This is a genomic window from Paenibacillus sp. P2(2022), from assembly GCF_029522175.1.
GTDB classification, from domain to species: Bacteria; Bacillota; Bacilli; order Paenibacillales; family Paenibacillaceae; genus Paenibacillus; species Paenibacillus polymyxa.
On sequence record NZ_JAKWFI010000001.1, the window covers coordinates 425,981 to 440,784 of the forward strand.

General features: G+C 42.7%; 16 protein-coding genes and 1 pseudogene. 8 read left to right on the plus strand and 9 right to left on the minus strand.

Annotated features, from left to right (window positions below):
- Nucleotides 1-1,130: 1,130 nt before the first annotated feature.
- From MMB75_RS01855 to aiiA, 5 genes are all read right to left on the minus strand, one after another.
- A complete protein-coding gene (locus MMB75_RS01855; protein WP_013372237.1) occupies nucleotides 1,131-1,742 on the minus strand; it encodes a TetR/AcrR family transcriptional regulator in 612 nt (203 codons plus the stop codon).
- A 132-nt stretch (nucleotides 1,743-1,874) separates the two neighbouring features.
- Nucleotides 1,875-2,093: a hypothetical protein gene (locus MMB75_RS01860; protein ID WP_039276151.1), complete on the minus strand. Its 219-nt coding sequence runs from the start codon at nucleotides 2,091-2,093 to the stop codon at nucleotides 1,875-1,877.
- 29 nt (nucleotides 2,094-2,122) lie between these two features.
- Nucleotides 2,123-3,511 (minus strand): amidase, encoded by a 1,389-nt coding sequence (locus tag MMB75_RS01865; RefSeq protein ID WP_123797425.1) that lies wholly within the window; start codon nucleotides 3,509-3,511, stop codon nucleotides 2,123-2,125.
- A 45-nt stretch (nucleotides 3,512-3,556) separates the two neighbouring features.
- On the minus strand, nucleotides 3,557-4,879 hold the full coding sequence (locus MMB75_RS01870; RefSeq protein ID WP_123797424.1) for an MFS transporter: 1,323 nt from the start codon (nucleotides 4,877-4,879) through the stop codon (nucleotides 3,557-3,559).
- 14 nt (nucleotides 4,880-4,893) lie between these two features.
- Complete coding sequence (gene aiiA, locus MMB75_RS01875) at nucleotides 4,894-5,652, minus strand: quorum-quenching N-acyl homoserine lactonase AiiA (RefSeq protein WP_123797423.1); 759 nt, start codon at nucleotides 5,650-5,652, stop codon at nucleotides 4,894-4,896.
- A gap of 175 nt (nucleotides 5,653-5,827) precedes the next feature.
- Between aiiA and MMB75_RS01880 the strand changes: the two genes are divergently transcribed.
- The 3 genes from MMB75_RS01880 (at nucleotide 5,828) to MMB75_RS01890 (ending at nucleotide 6,824) form a co-directional block, all read left to right on the plus strand.
- Nucleotides 5,828-6,064 carry a hypothetical protein gene (locus tag MMB75_RS01880; protein WP_238797211.1) on the plus strand — a complete coding sequence of 79 codons (237 nt, stop codon included), beginning with the start codon at nucleotides 5,828-5,830 and terminating at the stop codon, nucleotides 6,062-6,064.
- 143 nt (nucleotides 6,065-6,207) lie between these two features.
- Nucleotides 6,208-6,525, plus strand: coding sequence for a hypothetical protein (locus MMB75_RS01885; protein WP_225164786.1), 318 nt, complete (start codon nucleotides 6,208-6,210; stop codon nucleotides 6,523-6,525).
- A gap of 56 nt (nucleotides 6,526-6,581) precedes the next feature.
- Entirely contained in the window at nucleotides 6,582-6,824 is a 243-nt protein-coding gene (locus MMB75_RS01890) for a hypothetical protein (RefSeq protein ID WP_167440709.1), read from the plus strand.
- Nucleotides 6,825-7,705: 881 nt separating this feature from the next.
- Here the strand turns inward: MMB75_RS01890 and MMB75_RS01895 are convergent.
- Nucleotides 7,706-8,173, minus strand: a complete 468-nt coding sequence (locus MMB75_RS01895) for a discoidin domain-containing protein (protein ID WP_225164785.1) — start codon at nucleotides 8,171-8,173, stop codon at nucleotides 7,706-7,708.
- A 313-nt stretch (nucleotides 8,174-8,486) separates the two neighbouring features.
- On the opposite strand from MMB75_RS01895, the gene MMB75_RS01900 reads away from it, so the two are divergent.
- Both MMB75_RS01900 and sigK read left to right on the plus strand, forming a co-directional pair.
- Nucleotides 8,487-8,858, plus strand: a complete 372-nt coding sequence (locus MMB75_RS01900; RefSeq protein ID WP_123797422.1) for a hypothetical protein — start codon at nucleotides 8,487-8,489, stop codon at nucleotides 8,856-8,858.
- 278 nt (nucleotides 8,859-9,136) lie between these two features.
- Nucleotides 9,137-9,838 (plus strand): RNA polymerase sporulation sigma factor SigK, encoded by a 702-nt coding sequence (sigK, locus tag MMB75_RS01905; RefSeq protein ID WP_025365394.1) that lies wholly within the window; start codon nucleotides 9,137-9,139, stop codon nucleotides 9,836-9,838.
- A gap of 343 nt (nucleotides 9,839-10,181) precedes the next feature.
- On the opposite strand, the gene MMB75_RS01910 is transcribed toward sigK, so the two are convergent.
- Together MMB75_RS01910 and MMB75_RS01915 are read right to left on the minus strand one after the other, a co-directional pair.
- On the minus strand, nucleotides 10,182-11,156 hold the full coding sequence (locus tag MMB75_RS01910; protein ID WP_025365393.1) for an alpha/beta hydrolase: 975 nt from the start codon (nucleotides 11,154-11,156) through the stop codon (nucleotides 10,182-10,184).
- Nucleotides 11,153-11,782 carry a TetR/AcrR family transcriptional regulator gene (locus MMB75_RS01915; RefSeq protein WP_025365392.1) on the minus strand — a complete coding sequence of 210 codons (630 nt, stop codon included), beginning with the start codon at nucleotides 11,780-11,782 and terminating at the stop codon, nucleotides 11,153-11,155. Before MMB75_RS01915 ends, MMB75_RS01910 begins: the two co-directional genes overlap by 4 nt.
- A 221-nt stretch (nucleotides 11,783-12,003) precedes the next feature.
- On the opposite strand from MMB75_RS01915, the pseudogene MMB75_RS01920 reads away from it, so the two are divergent.
- Both MMB75_RS01920 and MMB75_RS01925 read left to right on the plus strand, forming a co-directional pair.
- Nucleotides 12,004-12,230, plus strand: a pseudogene (locus MMB75_RS01920) (sigma factor); the annotation flags it as partial.
- Between the two features lie 155 nt (nucleotides 12,231-12,385).
- Nucleotides 12,386-12,856 (plus strand): 2-thiouracil desulfurase family protein, encoded by a 471-nt coding sequence (locus MMB75_RS01925; protein WP_123797421.1) that lies wholly within the window; start codon nucleotides 12,386-12,388, stop codon nucleotides 12,854-12,856.
- Nucleotides 12,857-12,949: 93 nt separating this feature from the next.
- Here the strand turns inward: MMB75_RS01925 and MMB75_RS01930 are convergent, their stop codons facing one another.
- Nucleotides 12,950-13,699 carry a YdcF family protein gene (locus tag MMB75_RS01930; protein ID WP_277506855.1) on the minus strand — a complete coding sequence of 250 codons (750 nt, stop codon included), beginning with the start codon at nucleotides 13,697-13,699 and terminating at the stop codon, nucleotides 12,950-12,952.
- Nucleotides 13,700-13,910: 211 nt separating this feature from the next.
- On the opposite strand from MMB75_RS01930, the gene MMB75_RS01935 reads away from it, so the two are divergent.
- The gene (locus MMB75_RS01935) at nucleotides 13,911-14,798 is read left to right on the plus strand and encodes a DMT family transporter (protein WP_277506856.1); all 888 of its coding nucleotides are present in this window, start codon (nucleotides 13,911-13,913) and stop codon (nucleotides 14,796-14,798) included.
- Nucleotides 14,799-14,804 lie beyond the last annotated feature (6 nt).

Consider the following 14,804-nt stretch of genomic DNA (forward strand, 5'->3'; position numbering starts at 1 on the left):
AGGTCCAATAATACTGTGTACAAGATCATGGGATATTTAAATAAAAATAAGCTTTTGTCAAGGGAGTTATCTAAAAAATTCGGTCCAACCAGAACATGTAGTAGTGATTTGGTACAGATTTTTAGAGGGCTTTTAAATTGGAAGGGTAAACTCGGATTACTTCAGAACTCAAGAGCGATTTTAGGTTGGAATATTAACGTTCTACTATTATTTATTTGATCCTGCTGTGCAACGGTATTTTATATTTAATGCCCTATTTGATAAAGAACATTATCAAAGGAAAACAATAGAACGTCAGAATTATAACAGTGCTGAACTTGTAGATCAATTGGAGAAAGCTCTTCAAACATTTGTGTATGAAAATCTTAAAATATCTCATAAGGCAATTGCTCGATATCTAAAAATTCCATTTTCTGCCTTGGGAGCACGGACTGGGTAATAGAATCTCTAAAGCAATTAGAAAGCAAAACCACAACAAGAAAAAGTTAAAGGAAAAATACCTTTGGTCACTTGCAAATGAGTACATCAAAACACACGATCATGAACAAATTACATTAAGGGATGTAGTCACATTTTTAGGGATGTCTTATAGCAATATAATCACGAATTATAACGAATTAAACAATAAAATAACTTCAAAAATAGAAGAAACTAAAGAGAAACTAAGACAGGAAAGAATCAATAAATATAAGGCTGATGTAGACTTCGTGATTTCCGATTTGCTCCAAAAAGCCGGCCGGATAACAGTTTGTACAGTATTAGAATACACGGGGGTATCTTACCATACTTTATATAAATCTATGCACGAAGTATTACTGTATATCCGTAAGGAGAAAGATAGACTAAATTTTAATAAAATCCCCAAGTGCTGTACAAATCTCTTCAACTCGCATAGCAGCCATAGGCAGAAAAAAAGGGTTGTCCCATAAGTCATAAAAATGACTAGGGACGTCCTATTCTCCAATTGTAAAACAATAAGAAACCGTTCCTGGGTAAAATGGAGGTACCACCCGACCATTTGAAAGGATATGGTTTCTTTGTACATTCAATATACCATTATGAGATAAAAAGAGGAGTTACGCAGGACTATCCCTCATCCATGTTATGTGGCTTTGTGGCCAGCCCCTCAATTAATGTCTATTAGCTCTTAAACCTTCAATAAATATGCGGTGTAATCCATCAAGAACTCGTTGGCTTGTAAAGCCTTCATCTTGGAGATGGTAATCGATATTGTGAAGCACGGCCAGCAGGGCTTCAATAGTATATGAAATGTCCACCCCGGATACGTCTCCCTGTTCAACGGCCTCATTTAGCAGATTTCTGCTTATATTGCGCATCCATTGACATAACGGAGATTGTAACGGACGATGCCCGGTTGAGGCCCGGCTGACCTCACAGAGCCAAGGAACTTTCGCCTCTAAAAAAGAGACATATCTTACGATTACATGGTAAAGCCGGTCCAAGGCAGCGGTTTCTGGGGATTGATCAAGAAATGCTTGAACTTCATCAAACAAAGGTTGGTATTCTTCATACGCGATCTCCTGACATATGTCGCCCTTATCCGAGTAGCGGCGGTATAGGCTTGCTTGTCCTACTCCAGCAGTCTTCGCAATCTGATGCATATTGACATTGTAAACACCGTTTTTGATGAAAAGTTCTCTAGCCGCCGCCAAAATTCGTCTTCGGTTTAACTCCTCTCTGGGAATTTTCAGAGAGACAGATTGCGATTCTGAATTTACCATAAATATCTCCCCTCATCATTAATTTAACTGTTATTTAACACGAAAAACGGACAATATGTCCGTTTTTCGTGTATAGGACATGTTGTCCGTCTTCATAATTATAATACATTTCGTGAAAAATTAAAAATACATTCATTTGGGTGACCGATGAGCTTTTTTTAATTTCTTGGTATAGTGCTTTTTGTAAATTGGAGGCAAATGCGGTTCAATGCCCGATAGGTCCAGTTCCTTTAAACTTGCGATCGTATGAATAAACTGCTCGTATGCTTTTTTCTTGTCGCTCGTCGTATCTGTTCCGGTTACGGTTGATGCTTTCCTGCTAACTTCAGAGTTAAGTTGCTTTTGATCCATAGATTACCCTCCATCAAATATAGTCAGGCTTACAAATCCGGATGTCTCTTGTGCCAGTCTGTATTCATTTCATAAGTATTGCCGATACCTAGTACTGTCGCTTCTTCGAAGGGGCGGCCAATCAATTGCATATTAATCGGCAGACCGGAAGGTGAGAAGCCGCAAGGCATGCTCAGGCTAGGCAAGCCAGTCAAATTGGTCGGAAGCGTAAATGAGTTCAATCTGAATACACTAGCATCATCATCTGCACGCGGCGCAGTGATCGGTGTTGCCGGCGTCAACAAGATGTCGATTCCGGACAATGCATTCAAAAAATCATTGACAATTAGTTGCCGGGCCCGCTGAGACTGAAGGTAAATGGAAGCCGGAATATCTCTACTGCTTTCAAGAAACATTCGGACGTCCGGTCCATACTGTTCCAATTCTGTCTCAAGCCACTTCTCGTGGTACGAGTACATTTCCGTCATCATAATGGCCATCGTCGCACTTCTAACATGTTTGATCAGGGGCAGGCTAACTTCGATGATTTCTGCTCCCAGTTCTCGGAATTTATTGATAGCGGCCTTCATCGCAGCTTCCACTTCCGGCATCAAATCCTCATAATAGTAGCTTGTCGGCAATCCGATACGCACACCTCTGAGACCATTCGGATACATCTTGATACCTGGCGCAGGCAGATCGACAGTCGATTCATCCTTTGGATCGAAGCCAGACATCACATCCAAGCACAGGGACGCATCCATGACACAGCGGGTCAACGGACCCGAGTGGTCCAATGACCAGGCCATTGGAATGATACCATAACGACTGACCCGACCGTACGTCGGCTTCATCCCTACGACACCGCACAAAGCAGCGGGTATGCGGATCGAACCTCCGGTATCCGAGCCTGTTCCCAGATAAGTAAGTCCAGCCGCTAAAGCAGAAGCCGAACCGCCGCTTGAACCTCCCGCTACAAGTTCAGTGTTCCACGGATTGAGGCAAGGACCAAAGTGCGGGCTAGTTGTTGTCAATCCCGCAGCGAACTCGTGAGTCTGTACTTTGCCTAGCAGAACTGTTCCAGCCTCATGTAGCTTAGCTGCAACCGTCGAATCGTAATCGGGGACGAAGCTGCTCAATATTTTTGAACCGGCAGTTGTTCGGATCCCTTTAGTGTAATATAGATCCTTATGAACGATGGGAATCCCGTGAAGGGGCCCTTTGTACCGACCATGCATAATATCGCGTTCCGATTGCTTCGCTTGTTCAATCGCCAGTTCGGACGTTTGGGTAACGAAAACGTTCAGTTTCGGATTCAAACGTTCGATGCGGTGAAGCGCATGTTCTGTAATCTCTACGGGGGATATTTTCCTTGTTCGGATCCCCTCGGCCAGCTCATGAATAGCAGCAAAGGACAGTTGGAAATTTAATTTACTCATCTATTCATCCTCCATATCTTTCGGACATGTCGTAAGTCTACCAAACTAATTACCATAGCTTCCGCTAGGATTTGCTTTTCTTGCGAATAAGTATGTCAGGATTGCCAACAGGGAAATGGTAAAATAAACAACAAAAAAAGGCATCTTTAGATCAATCAGTCGGCCGACCAGCGCAGGGCCGAATGCTCCGCCTAGGAGATAGGCCAGTGTGAAAATACCCATCCCCACACCCAGCTCAGCCGAACGGAGTGTCGTCGAAACTAAATTGCTGCTAGAGGTGAGGACACCGTTGAATCCAATCATAAGGATAATGATCAATAAAGCGTCGATCCATGGCGGCAAATGTACAGATACCCCCAGTAGTATAAATCCGCTGATGACGAGACTTTGCGATATGACAAGCACGCGGGAGCTTCCGAAACGATCTGTCCAACCTCTGATCCGGGATCCGAGCAAGGCTGCACAGGCGGCACCGGGAAGCATCAGCAGACCGATTTTACTAGTTGGTAAATGAAAGGAATTCTTCATCATGACAGGAAGAGTAAAGGTTAACCCCGTGTTGCATACGAAGGTAAGGAATCCAATCCCTAGAATTCGTCGGTAAGGAGCATTTTTCATGAAAGATGCATCGATAAATGGATGTTCTTTTTTCTGAATATGAGTACCGAACCATAGAAGAACTGCTGCTCCTGCAATGAGCATAAACCAATAGTTCGTAACCCCTAGCAACACCAACGCCAGTCCCGCGGAGAACAAAACAGCTCCGAGAAAATCGAATGAACCGCGGTCGTGTTTCTTGTCAGGAACATACTTGAATATCAAAGGGATAACAAATAGGCTCAGACTGGACACGATGAACAAAGCACGCCAGCCAAAGTATTGCTCCACGAAACCGCCGAACACAGGCCCGAAGCCGGAAGCAAAGGCAATTGTGGCGGATAAGGTTCCCAGCACCCGTCCCTTGACTGTAGGCTTAAAATACAGGGTTACTGCCGCATAAGACAGGGGAGAGATGGATGAGGCCCCTGCTGCCTGCAGCAGTCTTCCAATGATGACTTGCAAGTATGAAGCTGCAAAAAAGCCGATCATAGAGCCGAAAGCTAAAAGGATTAAACCAATGACATACAGCTGGCGAAAGGAAAAGGACTCCGTTAACTTGCCGTAAGTACCGGCGCCGATAGCCATCAAAATGCTGTAACCGACCATAACCCAGCTCACCTGCGAGGAGGTCAGGGCAAAGTCAGCGGAAATCGAAGGTATAGACAAATTAAACATGGTCATATTGATGTTTCCGAAAATAATGAGCAAGCAAAGTGTCCCCATTAATTTCCGCTCATTGCCGGATAAAGCCATTGATTGAGTATCCATAGCCTGTCCCTCCATTACAGGAAGTCAGGAAAGGTGCGGCATTTTTGCGCCTGATCTCTATCGTGTCCCAAGAAAACATAGGACGGCCTAACATCCTGAATTAACTCCTGCATGCGAGTAATCGATTTGGCAGCCATCTCTTGATCGAATGTCAAGAACGGTACGCTATTCTCAAAGTTCTCCCTAGTATAAGCAACATCAAATGTCAGTAGCACTGGGCCCGACTTTTCCGTTGTGACAAGGACTGATTGATGGCCAGGGGAATGACCCGGAGTGAATAAAATTTGAACCCCCGGAATTAATTCATGGTCACCCTCAATGATTTGATATTGTAAATCGGGCAGCCTGCACTCTAATGGAGAGTAATCCTCATTGTTTATGGCCGCATCATACTCTGCCCTTTGAATAAGGATCGGCGTATTGCGGAAATGCCCGTTTCCCCCAGAATGATCCAAGTGTAAATGGGAGCTAATGACCATTTGAATATCGTCAGGTCGATAACCGACACGCTTTAACACATTTACGATCGAGTCGCCGTCAGACATGCTGGGGACGACGCGCCCTTCACGTCTAGTCCCCTTGTAGTAATCGGGATTGTTGATAAAAGCGTCGGGCATTCCCGTATCGATGAGTATCGGCCCGCTGGTCGTTTCCAATAGAAAAGACCACACAGGCATTCCGACTAATTTCCCGGGGGCAAGGGTTCGATTAACTGCCGATTGATCTAGGAAACATTCACCTACGGGTAAAAAATACAACTTTTTGATATACATCCCAGTTTCACCCTTCAGATTATAGATTCGGACAGTTTGTCCGTTTTGTTTTCATTATATCGGACAAATTGTCCGATGTCAATTTGTCATCGGCGGTTGGGCTTCGGCAAAAGCCTTACACCTGCAACAAGTAAAGATTGATTGAACAACTGCTACGGGCTGTGGAGTCGATCAGTTGGACTTAATTAATAAGGAAAGAATGAGTTTTATGAAACTAAGCCTAAGTCGAAAAGCTAATCTTGAAGGTATGCTGATAGGAGATCAAGTTACAATTGGAGGGCCGGCGGTAGAGGAGAACATCCGGTTTGAAGTATTGAGAAATGAATCGGGATTTGAAATTAAGGTTTTTGATCGATTGGAGAAGTGGCTAGCCTGCAGCCGGGTGCAGGTCGATATGTATGCCAATAATTGAGGACTTGAAAAGGGGATTTTTTATATGTATACCAATACCCGGAAAGATTCTTTCGAAACCTGAGACACAGATATGATATCTTTTTGAATGCCGAAAAGAAGCCTGACTGTCTCGTAATGCTCAAGTACCTGGTGGACGAGCTCATGGACAATAAGATAGATATTCATCTATATCATTTTGGTATGTATCTGCTCTACCCTTACGCATCCCGGAAGCAAGAAGAAGATGCAGAGGCAGTTGGCAAAAAGCGATCCGAGTTTATTAGTCATCTGCCACGATTTGAATTGAAAAGCAACGATGAATTTGTATCTGAAATGTGGTCCGATTTAATCTTACGACGGTACCCCGAAGTAGGAGAGGAAATTGTGACAGTGCCCTCTTTTAGTCAGCTTAGAATACTATTTACAGCGGATAACTTCGGAATCACACCGGAACATATTATTAGGATGCGGATTGGATAGAACCGATCCCTGGGCTGGAACTGAAAGTCAGGAAGTGGGTTGGGGAGAAGGACCCGATGACTCCGCAGCCGAAAAAAAATGGAATGATTGAAGATCTGATTACACTTGGACACAAAGGCAGCAGCAATGGCCTGCGGCATTTTGTTGCCGGTAAGCCGATCCAAGCGGGTAGCTACATGGAGGTTAAATTTGGGGGCGGCTGGATACCAGGGAGATACGAGTGGTCATTTGAGAAAGTAGCCCGATTAGAATTCACTCCTCTCGGCACGAATGGATTTCGATCCATGAGGGGCATCTAGTCCGGGTAAAAGCTTGAATGTTGTCATGCTGTACACGTTACTGACTTACAGGATCTTGGGGAGTCAGCGGTTACTGTGATCAAATGGTGGAAAATCCACGGCATGGAGACAACTGCAGAGATTTAAGGATTGGTGGGATGAAATGTTTAAGAGATTCAAATTTTGCTTCAGGCTTTATCAAGGGCGTTCGCTTGAAACTGTTTGCATAAGTTTTATATTTAGTTTTCTCGTTGGATTATTCTTGTATTTAGGTCATGCACCAGGTTTCATGGTTGTCAATCGACATTATGGCATTCTTCTTGGATTGCTTAGCTTTAACACGAATAGTCCGGTGGCTACGAGTTCCTGGTAAAGGGACGAATATTTACGGCTATTTTCGGTGGGATAATACGATAGAAATTCATATCGGAAAGGTTAAATCACCAATGGAGTTTCAGCGTCGGATTAGAAACACAATCAAATATGCTCGTGAAAAAGGATATCTTATTGAATACACTTCCGGCATATTGACGCAGGTATGAGTTACGGTAATACATGAGACGAATTTGGCTATACTTTTTTTGGTATATGTCTGAGACTTTTTTAGCCGGGCAGATCGCCTACAGTTTACTCAAACGGATGTTGTGTCGCTGTTGCGGTTCAGGTAGAACCAGTAGCTAAAAGGAATCTACTGGTTCTCATTTCTCTTCACAGTTATAGAATGACGAGTGATCATATTAGGGTGTGATTATGTTATTGTTGGAGGATAAGTCTCAGTTATAAAGCAAGAAAGTATCACTTATAACTAGAAATTTTAGGAATGTAAGAATAACTTTTGTCTCAAGTATAGCCTTTACTCATAGGGGCGTTGTCCAGCCCCCTTTTTTGTATTTTGTACTGGCTTATTCCGCAATAGCGGGATTTATATTGGACGCTCTGTAGGCAGGAACGCCATTGATTAGCGCGGTTCTTAGTTGAATGTATCGGATACCATAATAGGTGGTTGTATTATTCAATCCAGAGGAAAGTACAGCTATTTTATAATATGAAAAAGGAATTTCATTACTAAACTGATAGGTTATTTTTGCAGTGCTTGGTACAGCCTCGACTTGTCCTAACCTATACCAGTTTTCTCCGTCACTCGAGCCATGAAACGAAAACGAAAGTATAAAAGCGCGAGAAGGTGGCTGGGCTAAGAGGATATCATTGATCGTTTTTCCCGTATCTAATTTGAAGATGATTTCCCCACCTTTACCACTTAAGCTGCTCTCCCAATAAAGATTATTATCGATCAAAACATTTTTCGGAAAAGTATTTTTGGTATCTCCATTCGTTGAAACGTTATCTTCAGCTATAACGACAGGTTCCATGGAAAACGAATAACTATCTGGATTTTGTATGAAACTCTCAATGAATGTATTCCTTAATTAAAAAAGGCATAATCATAAATGAGTGGCCAAGCATTATAATAGCAACCAGTTATTTCATGACTATACTAGCAATGGACGGGATAAGAACCTACGTAATTAAAAAATTCAAACGATATAGGAGGAAATAAGAAAAGGGTGCTATTTTCGGGTCTTTAACAAGCTCATTCTAAAGGCTAGGCTAATTTATATCGAAAAAGATTGAGAGAAACAATATAAATAACTATTTTAGCTGCGAGAAGGAGATGTATAGAATATGAAAATATACACTTATTATTTGGCAAATGGCGTATTCCCTTTGGATTGGGAAGTTTGTTTTAGCACTGTTGAGGAATACAAGACCCAGTTATTTGAGAAGTATACCGCTTCCCAAGAGTCCAATGATTTTGTAATAGGTGGATTTCATGTGCTTACCGATAAAATAGATGCAATTCTGAATTATGCTTTAGAGGATTTTCAAAAAGAATTTCCTCATAATTATGAGTTGCGTTGTCCCGCAATGATCTTCCCGTTGCCAAGAGGCGATGAGAGTAATGGTGCTGAGTTCGCTATTATTTTAAAACGAGATGAAGATGGAGATACGATAGTCTATTCCCCACTTCCGATGTCATATTTAGAAAAAAGTTAATACTCTACTGAAAGAAAATGGGGAAATCAAGTGATGAATAATGTAAAGCTATCCCGTGTTTCCCTCTGGCTATAGGAGTGCGTTGATTTGTCGAAGAGATCTCTAAGTTTCAAATTAAGTATTGGAGATTGCTCCAGAAAGATATCCGGCAAATTGTTACGGAGCAGTTTTCGGAGTACAGGCACGGATGGGCACCTGCCTACATACAATAAACAGACCGCAAGCCCGGTAAGTAACAAAGGCCGGTAAGTTCGCAACTACCTCAGGAGGTGTCATCCGTGCCCGGACTATTTAGTGCTATCGCTCTGTTCATCAAGGAATTGACGCTACTCGTTTCCTATGTGAAAAACAACGCCTTTCCGCAGCCATTGACTGAAAAAGAGGAAGCTCGACACCTAAAGCTGTTTGCCGAAGGCAACGCACATTCCCGTAACACACTTATTGAACATAACCTAAGGCTGGTGGCCCATATTGTAAAAAAATTCGATAACACCGGCGAAGATTTGGAGGATCTTATATCCATCGGCACCATTGGACTGATCAAAGCTATTGAAAGCTTTCAGACCGGAAAAGGAACAAAACTGGCAACATTTGCAGCCCGTTGTATAGAAAATGAGATTCTGATGCATTTAAGGTCCCTGAAAAAGACACGCAAAGACGTATCTCTCCACGATCCTATAGGGACTGACAAGGAAGGAAACGAGATTACTTTAATTGATATCCTTGGTTCCGAGGCGGACGATATTGTAGATAAGGTACAGCTCAAAATCGAGAAGAGCAAAATCTATCGCAATCTGGATATTTTAGATGACCGTGAAAAAGAAGTGGTGATTGGCCGATTTGGTCTGGAAGCTGGAGGAGAAGAACGAACACAGAGGGAAATTGCACGAGAACTGGGAATTTCACGCTCGTATGTGTCACGAATTGAAAAGCGCGCGCTGATGAAGTTGTACCATGAATTTTACAAGCAGAAGGGATAATGGATAAGGAGATATTTGAAGCCGCGTTGCTCTTGTAGAGAACGCGTTGTTTTCTAGTTCATTTATTCAATTCCGAGTCTTTATTCAAATGATCTCCAAAAAGGATCTTCTCCTGACCAGCAAACAGCATACACTTGTCTTTTGTCTTTATCAACATGCTCTGTACTCGTACTACCGTTTTTTTCGCTTAAATAATAGCTATTTTGCTATGTATTTTCATTTAAAACGCAAATAAAAGCCTGTAGTGGTTTTCTGCACTACAGGCTAAAAATGCTTGATATTATTGGGTATTTTTACTTCGTCAGGACAAGCTTTTTCGCTAGTCGGCTCTCTTGGAGTGAATTTATTTTCCTACATACTCATCCAAAAAGCGATCTACTGTTTTGAAATATTCAGTGGGGTAATGGTTGATGGCATCGATGTGCTCCGTATTTTGCGGGTACCATACTTCTGCTTTTGGGTTATCTTTTAAGGACTCGTAAATAATTTCTGTATTTTTATAACTGATTTGCTGATCTCCAGTACCATGAATGAGCATAACTGGCTTGTCTTGCATCTTTTTTACCGCATTCATAGGAGATATGGAATCAAGATCAACCTTAAAGACCCAATTTGCCATCCATGTCGATGTATAACTGAATGGAAATGCAGGTAGACCTGAAAAGTAGGGCAAACCCTCTCTCAGAAATAGACCAGCATTACGAAAAGGACTATCCGCAATTACGGCTTTGATGTCATCACTTTCACTTGCGGCTAGCAGAGAAGTAGCAGCACCCATTGAAAAGCCGATAACTCCAATGTTATCACCCGTATGGTCTCTGGATTTTAAGTAGCTTACAGCTCCTAGCAAATCGTATTTTTCATTGAGGCCCAGTGTAATCAAGTCACCATCGGATTTACCTTGCGAGCTGAGGTCAAATGCCAATACATTGTAGCCTTTCGGAACGAAATGCTCTACTAACTTTTGGGTCCGCCCTTTGACTAAACGATTGCTCGTATATCCATGGACGACAACAATCGTCTTATCACTTGGTTTACCAGAAAGACCATTTGCAGGAAAGAAAGTACCTCTAATCGTATTATCATTTTTCAAACTCTTGAACTCGATCTCTTCGTAGGGTGTTTTATCGATATTCAATTCGTAGCTGACATTAGTGTCTCTAGGATGGTGCAACAGGGTGTCTACTACTTTATAAGATATAAAAAATACAAGAGCCATTACAAGCAGAAGCACGATTCCTAGGCTCCATAAAATTTTCTTCCGTTTTTTCACACGAACGTTAAATGTCAGATCGGGTTGTAATGATGTTTGACTCATTCAGACTCCTCCGGTTTTTCTTTAGGTTGTATGGGTGCGAACAAATAAAAGGCATGCTCCTTCAGATTTTCCCACTCCGGATGCTGAATAATACTTTCTCCAAGAGTTAAGCCCACTCCATTTAAGAAAGAGATATAGGCACGAGAGATCATTGCTGGAGAAAAGCATTTGTTGAATTCTCCCATTAACTGTCCCTTGGCATAGATGCATTCGATCGCATCTGTCATTACCTTTACACTTTCAAGGACCTTCTGTGTAAGTTCAGGGAATCTTATTCGTTGTCCTAAGACAGATTGAACAAGCCGCAATTCATTTATATAGGAGTAGATATGGTTGAATTGTTCTGCCACCATGCTCTTAATCAATACGCCTGGTGTCCCTCCTTTTTTTAGACAAGCAAGCGATTTCACCTGAATATCAGCAAGCGGCTCAAGGACTGCGGCGTAGAATAAAGCTTCTTTGCTAGGAAAATATTGAAAAATGGTTCCAGGAGTCACTCCCACACTCTGAGCAATGATAGCCATTGTGGTATTAGAATATCCACTTTCTGCGAACAGGACAACAGCTTCTTCTAGGATACGTTTACGCCGCTCCAGTCTTTTTTCTTCATTGATGGGTCTTGCCAAATGTATTCCCCTTTCTTTAAACTAAACTTTCATTAATTAAATGATTAATTATTTAATTAATAATATATCTAAAATTACGACTTATAGCAAGAGTGAATTTATTTTATTTACGAGCAGGATGAACCTCAACATATAAAAATAAGCCGGAGTGCTGCCCAATATGCGCCTCAGGCTTGTTTTTATCAGATTATTTTGGATGAGTTAAACGTTCCGCCTTCCTTAAATTCGATAACACCGGCGAAGATTTGAAGGATCTTATATCCATCGGTACCATCGGACTGATCAAGGTCATTAAAAGCTTTCAGAATGGGAAAGGCACCAAGTTAGCAATATTTGCAGCTCGTTGTATAGAAAATGAGATCCTGATGCATTTGCAATCTCTGAAAAAAACACGCAAATACGTATCACTCCATGATCCTATAGGGACTGAAAGGAAGGCAACGAGATTTGAATACAGGATTATGATTATGTCATCAGCTGGACGAATATCCTGACGGAGCGCGGACGTAGTGGCGAGTCTAAATTTTCGCACGATGACTCTTTGAGAAAATTTGTTTATACTTTAATTACTTAATATGAAAGCAATGGATATGAGGTGAACTAATGATTCTGGTAAGTTCATGTTTGGCAGGCATGAAGGTGCGATATAACGGGACGGATAGCCTGGATGTACATATTCAGAAGTTGGTAGAGGAAAAAAAGGCAATGACGATCTGCCCTGAGCTACTTGGGGGCTTTACGACGCCGAGAGACCCTGCTGAGATTGTTGGAGGGACAGGGGAGGATGTGCTGACTGGCACCGCCAAGGTGATCGAGTATTCAGGCAATGATGTCAGTGATATGTACATTAGAGGTGCGCACGAAGCTTTACATATAGCCAGAGAGGTTAACGCGTCACTTATTGTTTTAAAAGAAAACAGTCCGTCCTGCGGATCGGCAGCGATCTATAGTGGGGCATTCGAAAACCGTAAAATTGCAGGCAATGGGGTAACCTCCGCCTTGTTAAAAAGGGAGGGCTTTAAGGTCATATCAGAAGAACAAATATCGGAAATTTTCTTGCATGAGAATATGTAATGATAAAACAAGCGTCTTAATCGCTTACTGGCTTATAGCGGTAAGCGCAAGACGCTTGTTTGTGCTGTGTTCCTTTTACACCTGTGTATCACATTATTTGAGCTTTAATGCCAAAATCCCCAAATACTCCTTGAGGGCTGTCCCGATTGTAGATATGGCTCCAGCAGACGGTGAGAGCTTGGCAGCATATAGTGACAGCTTTTCACTTGCCAGATAGTCGGTTGGATAAGCTGTGGCTTGCATACCTGCACGCTGAAATTCCAGTGCAGCACGGGGCATATGGAATGCTGAGGTCACCAGAATAGGTTTTGTGAGCTGGTGCTGTTTTAAAATTTGGGAGGTATATACGGCATTTTGCTGTGTATTTAAGGAACGGTTTTCGATGAAGATGTCCTTTGCCGGAATACCGAGTCCTATTAGCTGCCTCTGCGCAATATTCGCTTCATTACCACTGTCTCCAAACACTTGTCCACCGGAAAAAAGGATAGGTAGACCTGTTGCTTCATGCAGTCTGGCCGCAGTGAGCAGTCGGTTGGCTGCAGACCCTAGCATATTACCTTGCCCGTTGATGTCGGGAGTTCCCTCTGTAGCTCCGCCCCCAAGTACGATAATAACATCACCTTGAACGGTACGGGGCTGTGGATACTGCTTTTCCAGACTACGGATTAACAAATCTCCAGCCAAATTGGTCGATGAAACATACAGCAGCAATGTAACAAGGAGCAGTACGACAGCAGGTTTACGCGCCCGTTTCCATAGCCAGATTACAAGCCCTGCCATCACGAGGATGAACAAACCGGGAGGAAGCACAAAGCTGTATAGAAATTTGATGAAATAAATCAAGTGCAGACAACCTCCTATCCTAATAAGCTTTATCTATTGGGTACATTGTAACATAGGCCAAAGACTGGATTCCTCTGTTCGAAAACCTATCCTATGAACAAACGCACTGGAGAAGCGGAGCTTTTCCCTATATATTTTTGTTTGATAAAGTTGTCCCATAGGCGTAATATATAAAGTCTAGTGATTTTTTTCATAGAGGAGCGAGTGCATCATGGGAGAGTTAACGACAGCCAAACGGATAATGATGATCGCGCTACTGGTCGTATTGTGGGGCATTTCTTGGCCCATCTATAAAGTTGCACTGGAATTCACACCTCCCCTTTTGTTTGCAGGACTACGCACACTGTTGGGTGGCCTGCTATTGGGAGCGATTTTAGCACCGAGATGGAATCGCATTTGCTGGAAAGAAAATTGGCGGGTGTATGCTATTTCAGGTATTTTTAACGTAGTTCTGTTTTATGGCTTGCAAACCGTGGGGCTCATGTACGTTCCATCAGGTCTGTTCTCTGTGCTGGTATATCTTCAGCCTGTGTTGGTTGGCATTTTTGCATGGATGTGGCTGGGAGAAGCAATGTCCAAGCTCAAAGTGATTGGATTGGTCATTGGATTTCTTGGCGTGGCAGCTGTCAGTGTCGGAGGCTTTTCAGGACATGTGGCTGTTGCAGGTGTAATTATTGCCATTATTACAGCGGTGAGCTGGGCGTTAGGAACCGTGTATGTGAAAAAGGTTAACAAGCGTGTGGATTCGTTGTGGCTGGTCGCATTTCAATGTACACTTGGAGGCATCGTGTTGACAGGGGCTGGATCGGTAACGGAAAGCTGGTCAGACATCGTATGGAATGTTCCATATGTGTCAGGACTGGTGTTCGGGACTGTGCTGGGAATTTCACTATCCTGGCTGCTGTATTTCACGCTGGTCAATTCGGGAGATGCTAGTAAGGTCGCTTCCTATACGTTTTTGGTGCCGGTGATTTCGGTATTTGTCAGTTCTATGCTGCTTCACGAATCGATTACGGCTTTTCTGCTGATCGGTCTGGTATTAATCGGCTTTAGCATTTATCTGGTTAATCGCAGAGTGAGGGTAGTACGGCAAGCTTGAAATTAA

Bases quoted from the DNA above. Each gene is read 5' to 3' on its own strand.
- MMB75_RS01855 (WP_013372237.1), bottom strand. From the start codon at position 1,742: ATGGTAAATTCAGAATCGCAATCTGTCTCTCTGAAAATTCCCAGAGAG.
- MMB75_RS01860 (WP_039276151.1), bottom strand. From the start codon at position 2,093: ATGGATCAAAAGCAACTTAACTCTGAAGTTAGCAGGAAAGCATCAACC.
- MMB75_RS01865 (WP_123797425.1), bottom strand. From the start codon at position 3,511: ATGAGTAAATTAAATTTCCAACTGTCCTTTGCTGCTATTCATGAGCTG.
- MMB75_RS01870 (WP_123797424.1), bottom strand. From the start codon at position 4,879: ATGGATACTCAATCAATGGCTTTATCCGGCAATGAGCGGAAATTAATG.
- aiiA (WP_123797423.1), bottom strand. From the start codon at position 5,652: ATGTATATCAAAAAGTTGTATTTTTTACCCGTAGGTGAATGTTTCCTA.
- MMB75_RS01885 (WP_225164786.1), top strand. From the start codon at position 6,208: ATGGACAATAAGATAGATATTCATCTATATCATTTTGGTATGTATCTG.
- MMB75_RS01890 (WP_167440709.1), top strand. From the start codon at position 6,582: ATGACTCCGCAGCCGAAAAAAAATGGAATGATTGAAGATCTGATTACA.
- MMB75_RS01895 (WP_225164785.1), bottom strand. From the start codon at position 8,173: ATGGAACCTGTCGTTATAGCTGAAGATAACGTTTCAACGAATGGAGAT.
- MMB75_RS01900 (WP_123797422.1), top strand. From the start codon at position 8,487: ATGAAAATATACACTTATTATTTGGCAAATGGCGTATTCCCTTTGGAT.
- MMB75_RS01910 (WP_025365393.1), bottom strand. From the start codon at position 11,156: ATGAGTCAAACATCATTACAACCCGATCTGACATTTAACGTTCGTGTG.
- MMB75_RS01925 (WP_123797421.1), top strand. From the start codon at position 12,386: ATGATTCTGGTAAGTTCATGTTTGGCAGGCATGAAGGTGCGATATAAC.
- MMB75_RS01935 (WP_277506856.1), top strand. From the start codon at position 13,911: ATGGGAGAGTTAACGACAGCCAAACGGATAATGATGATCGCGCTACTG.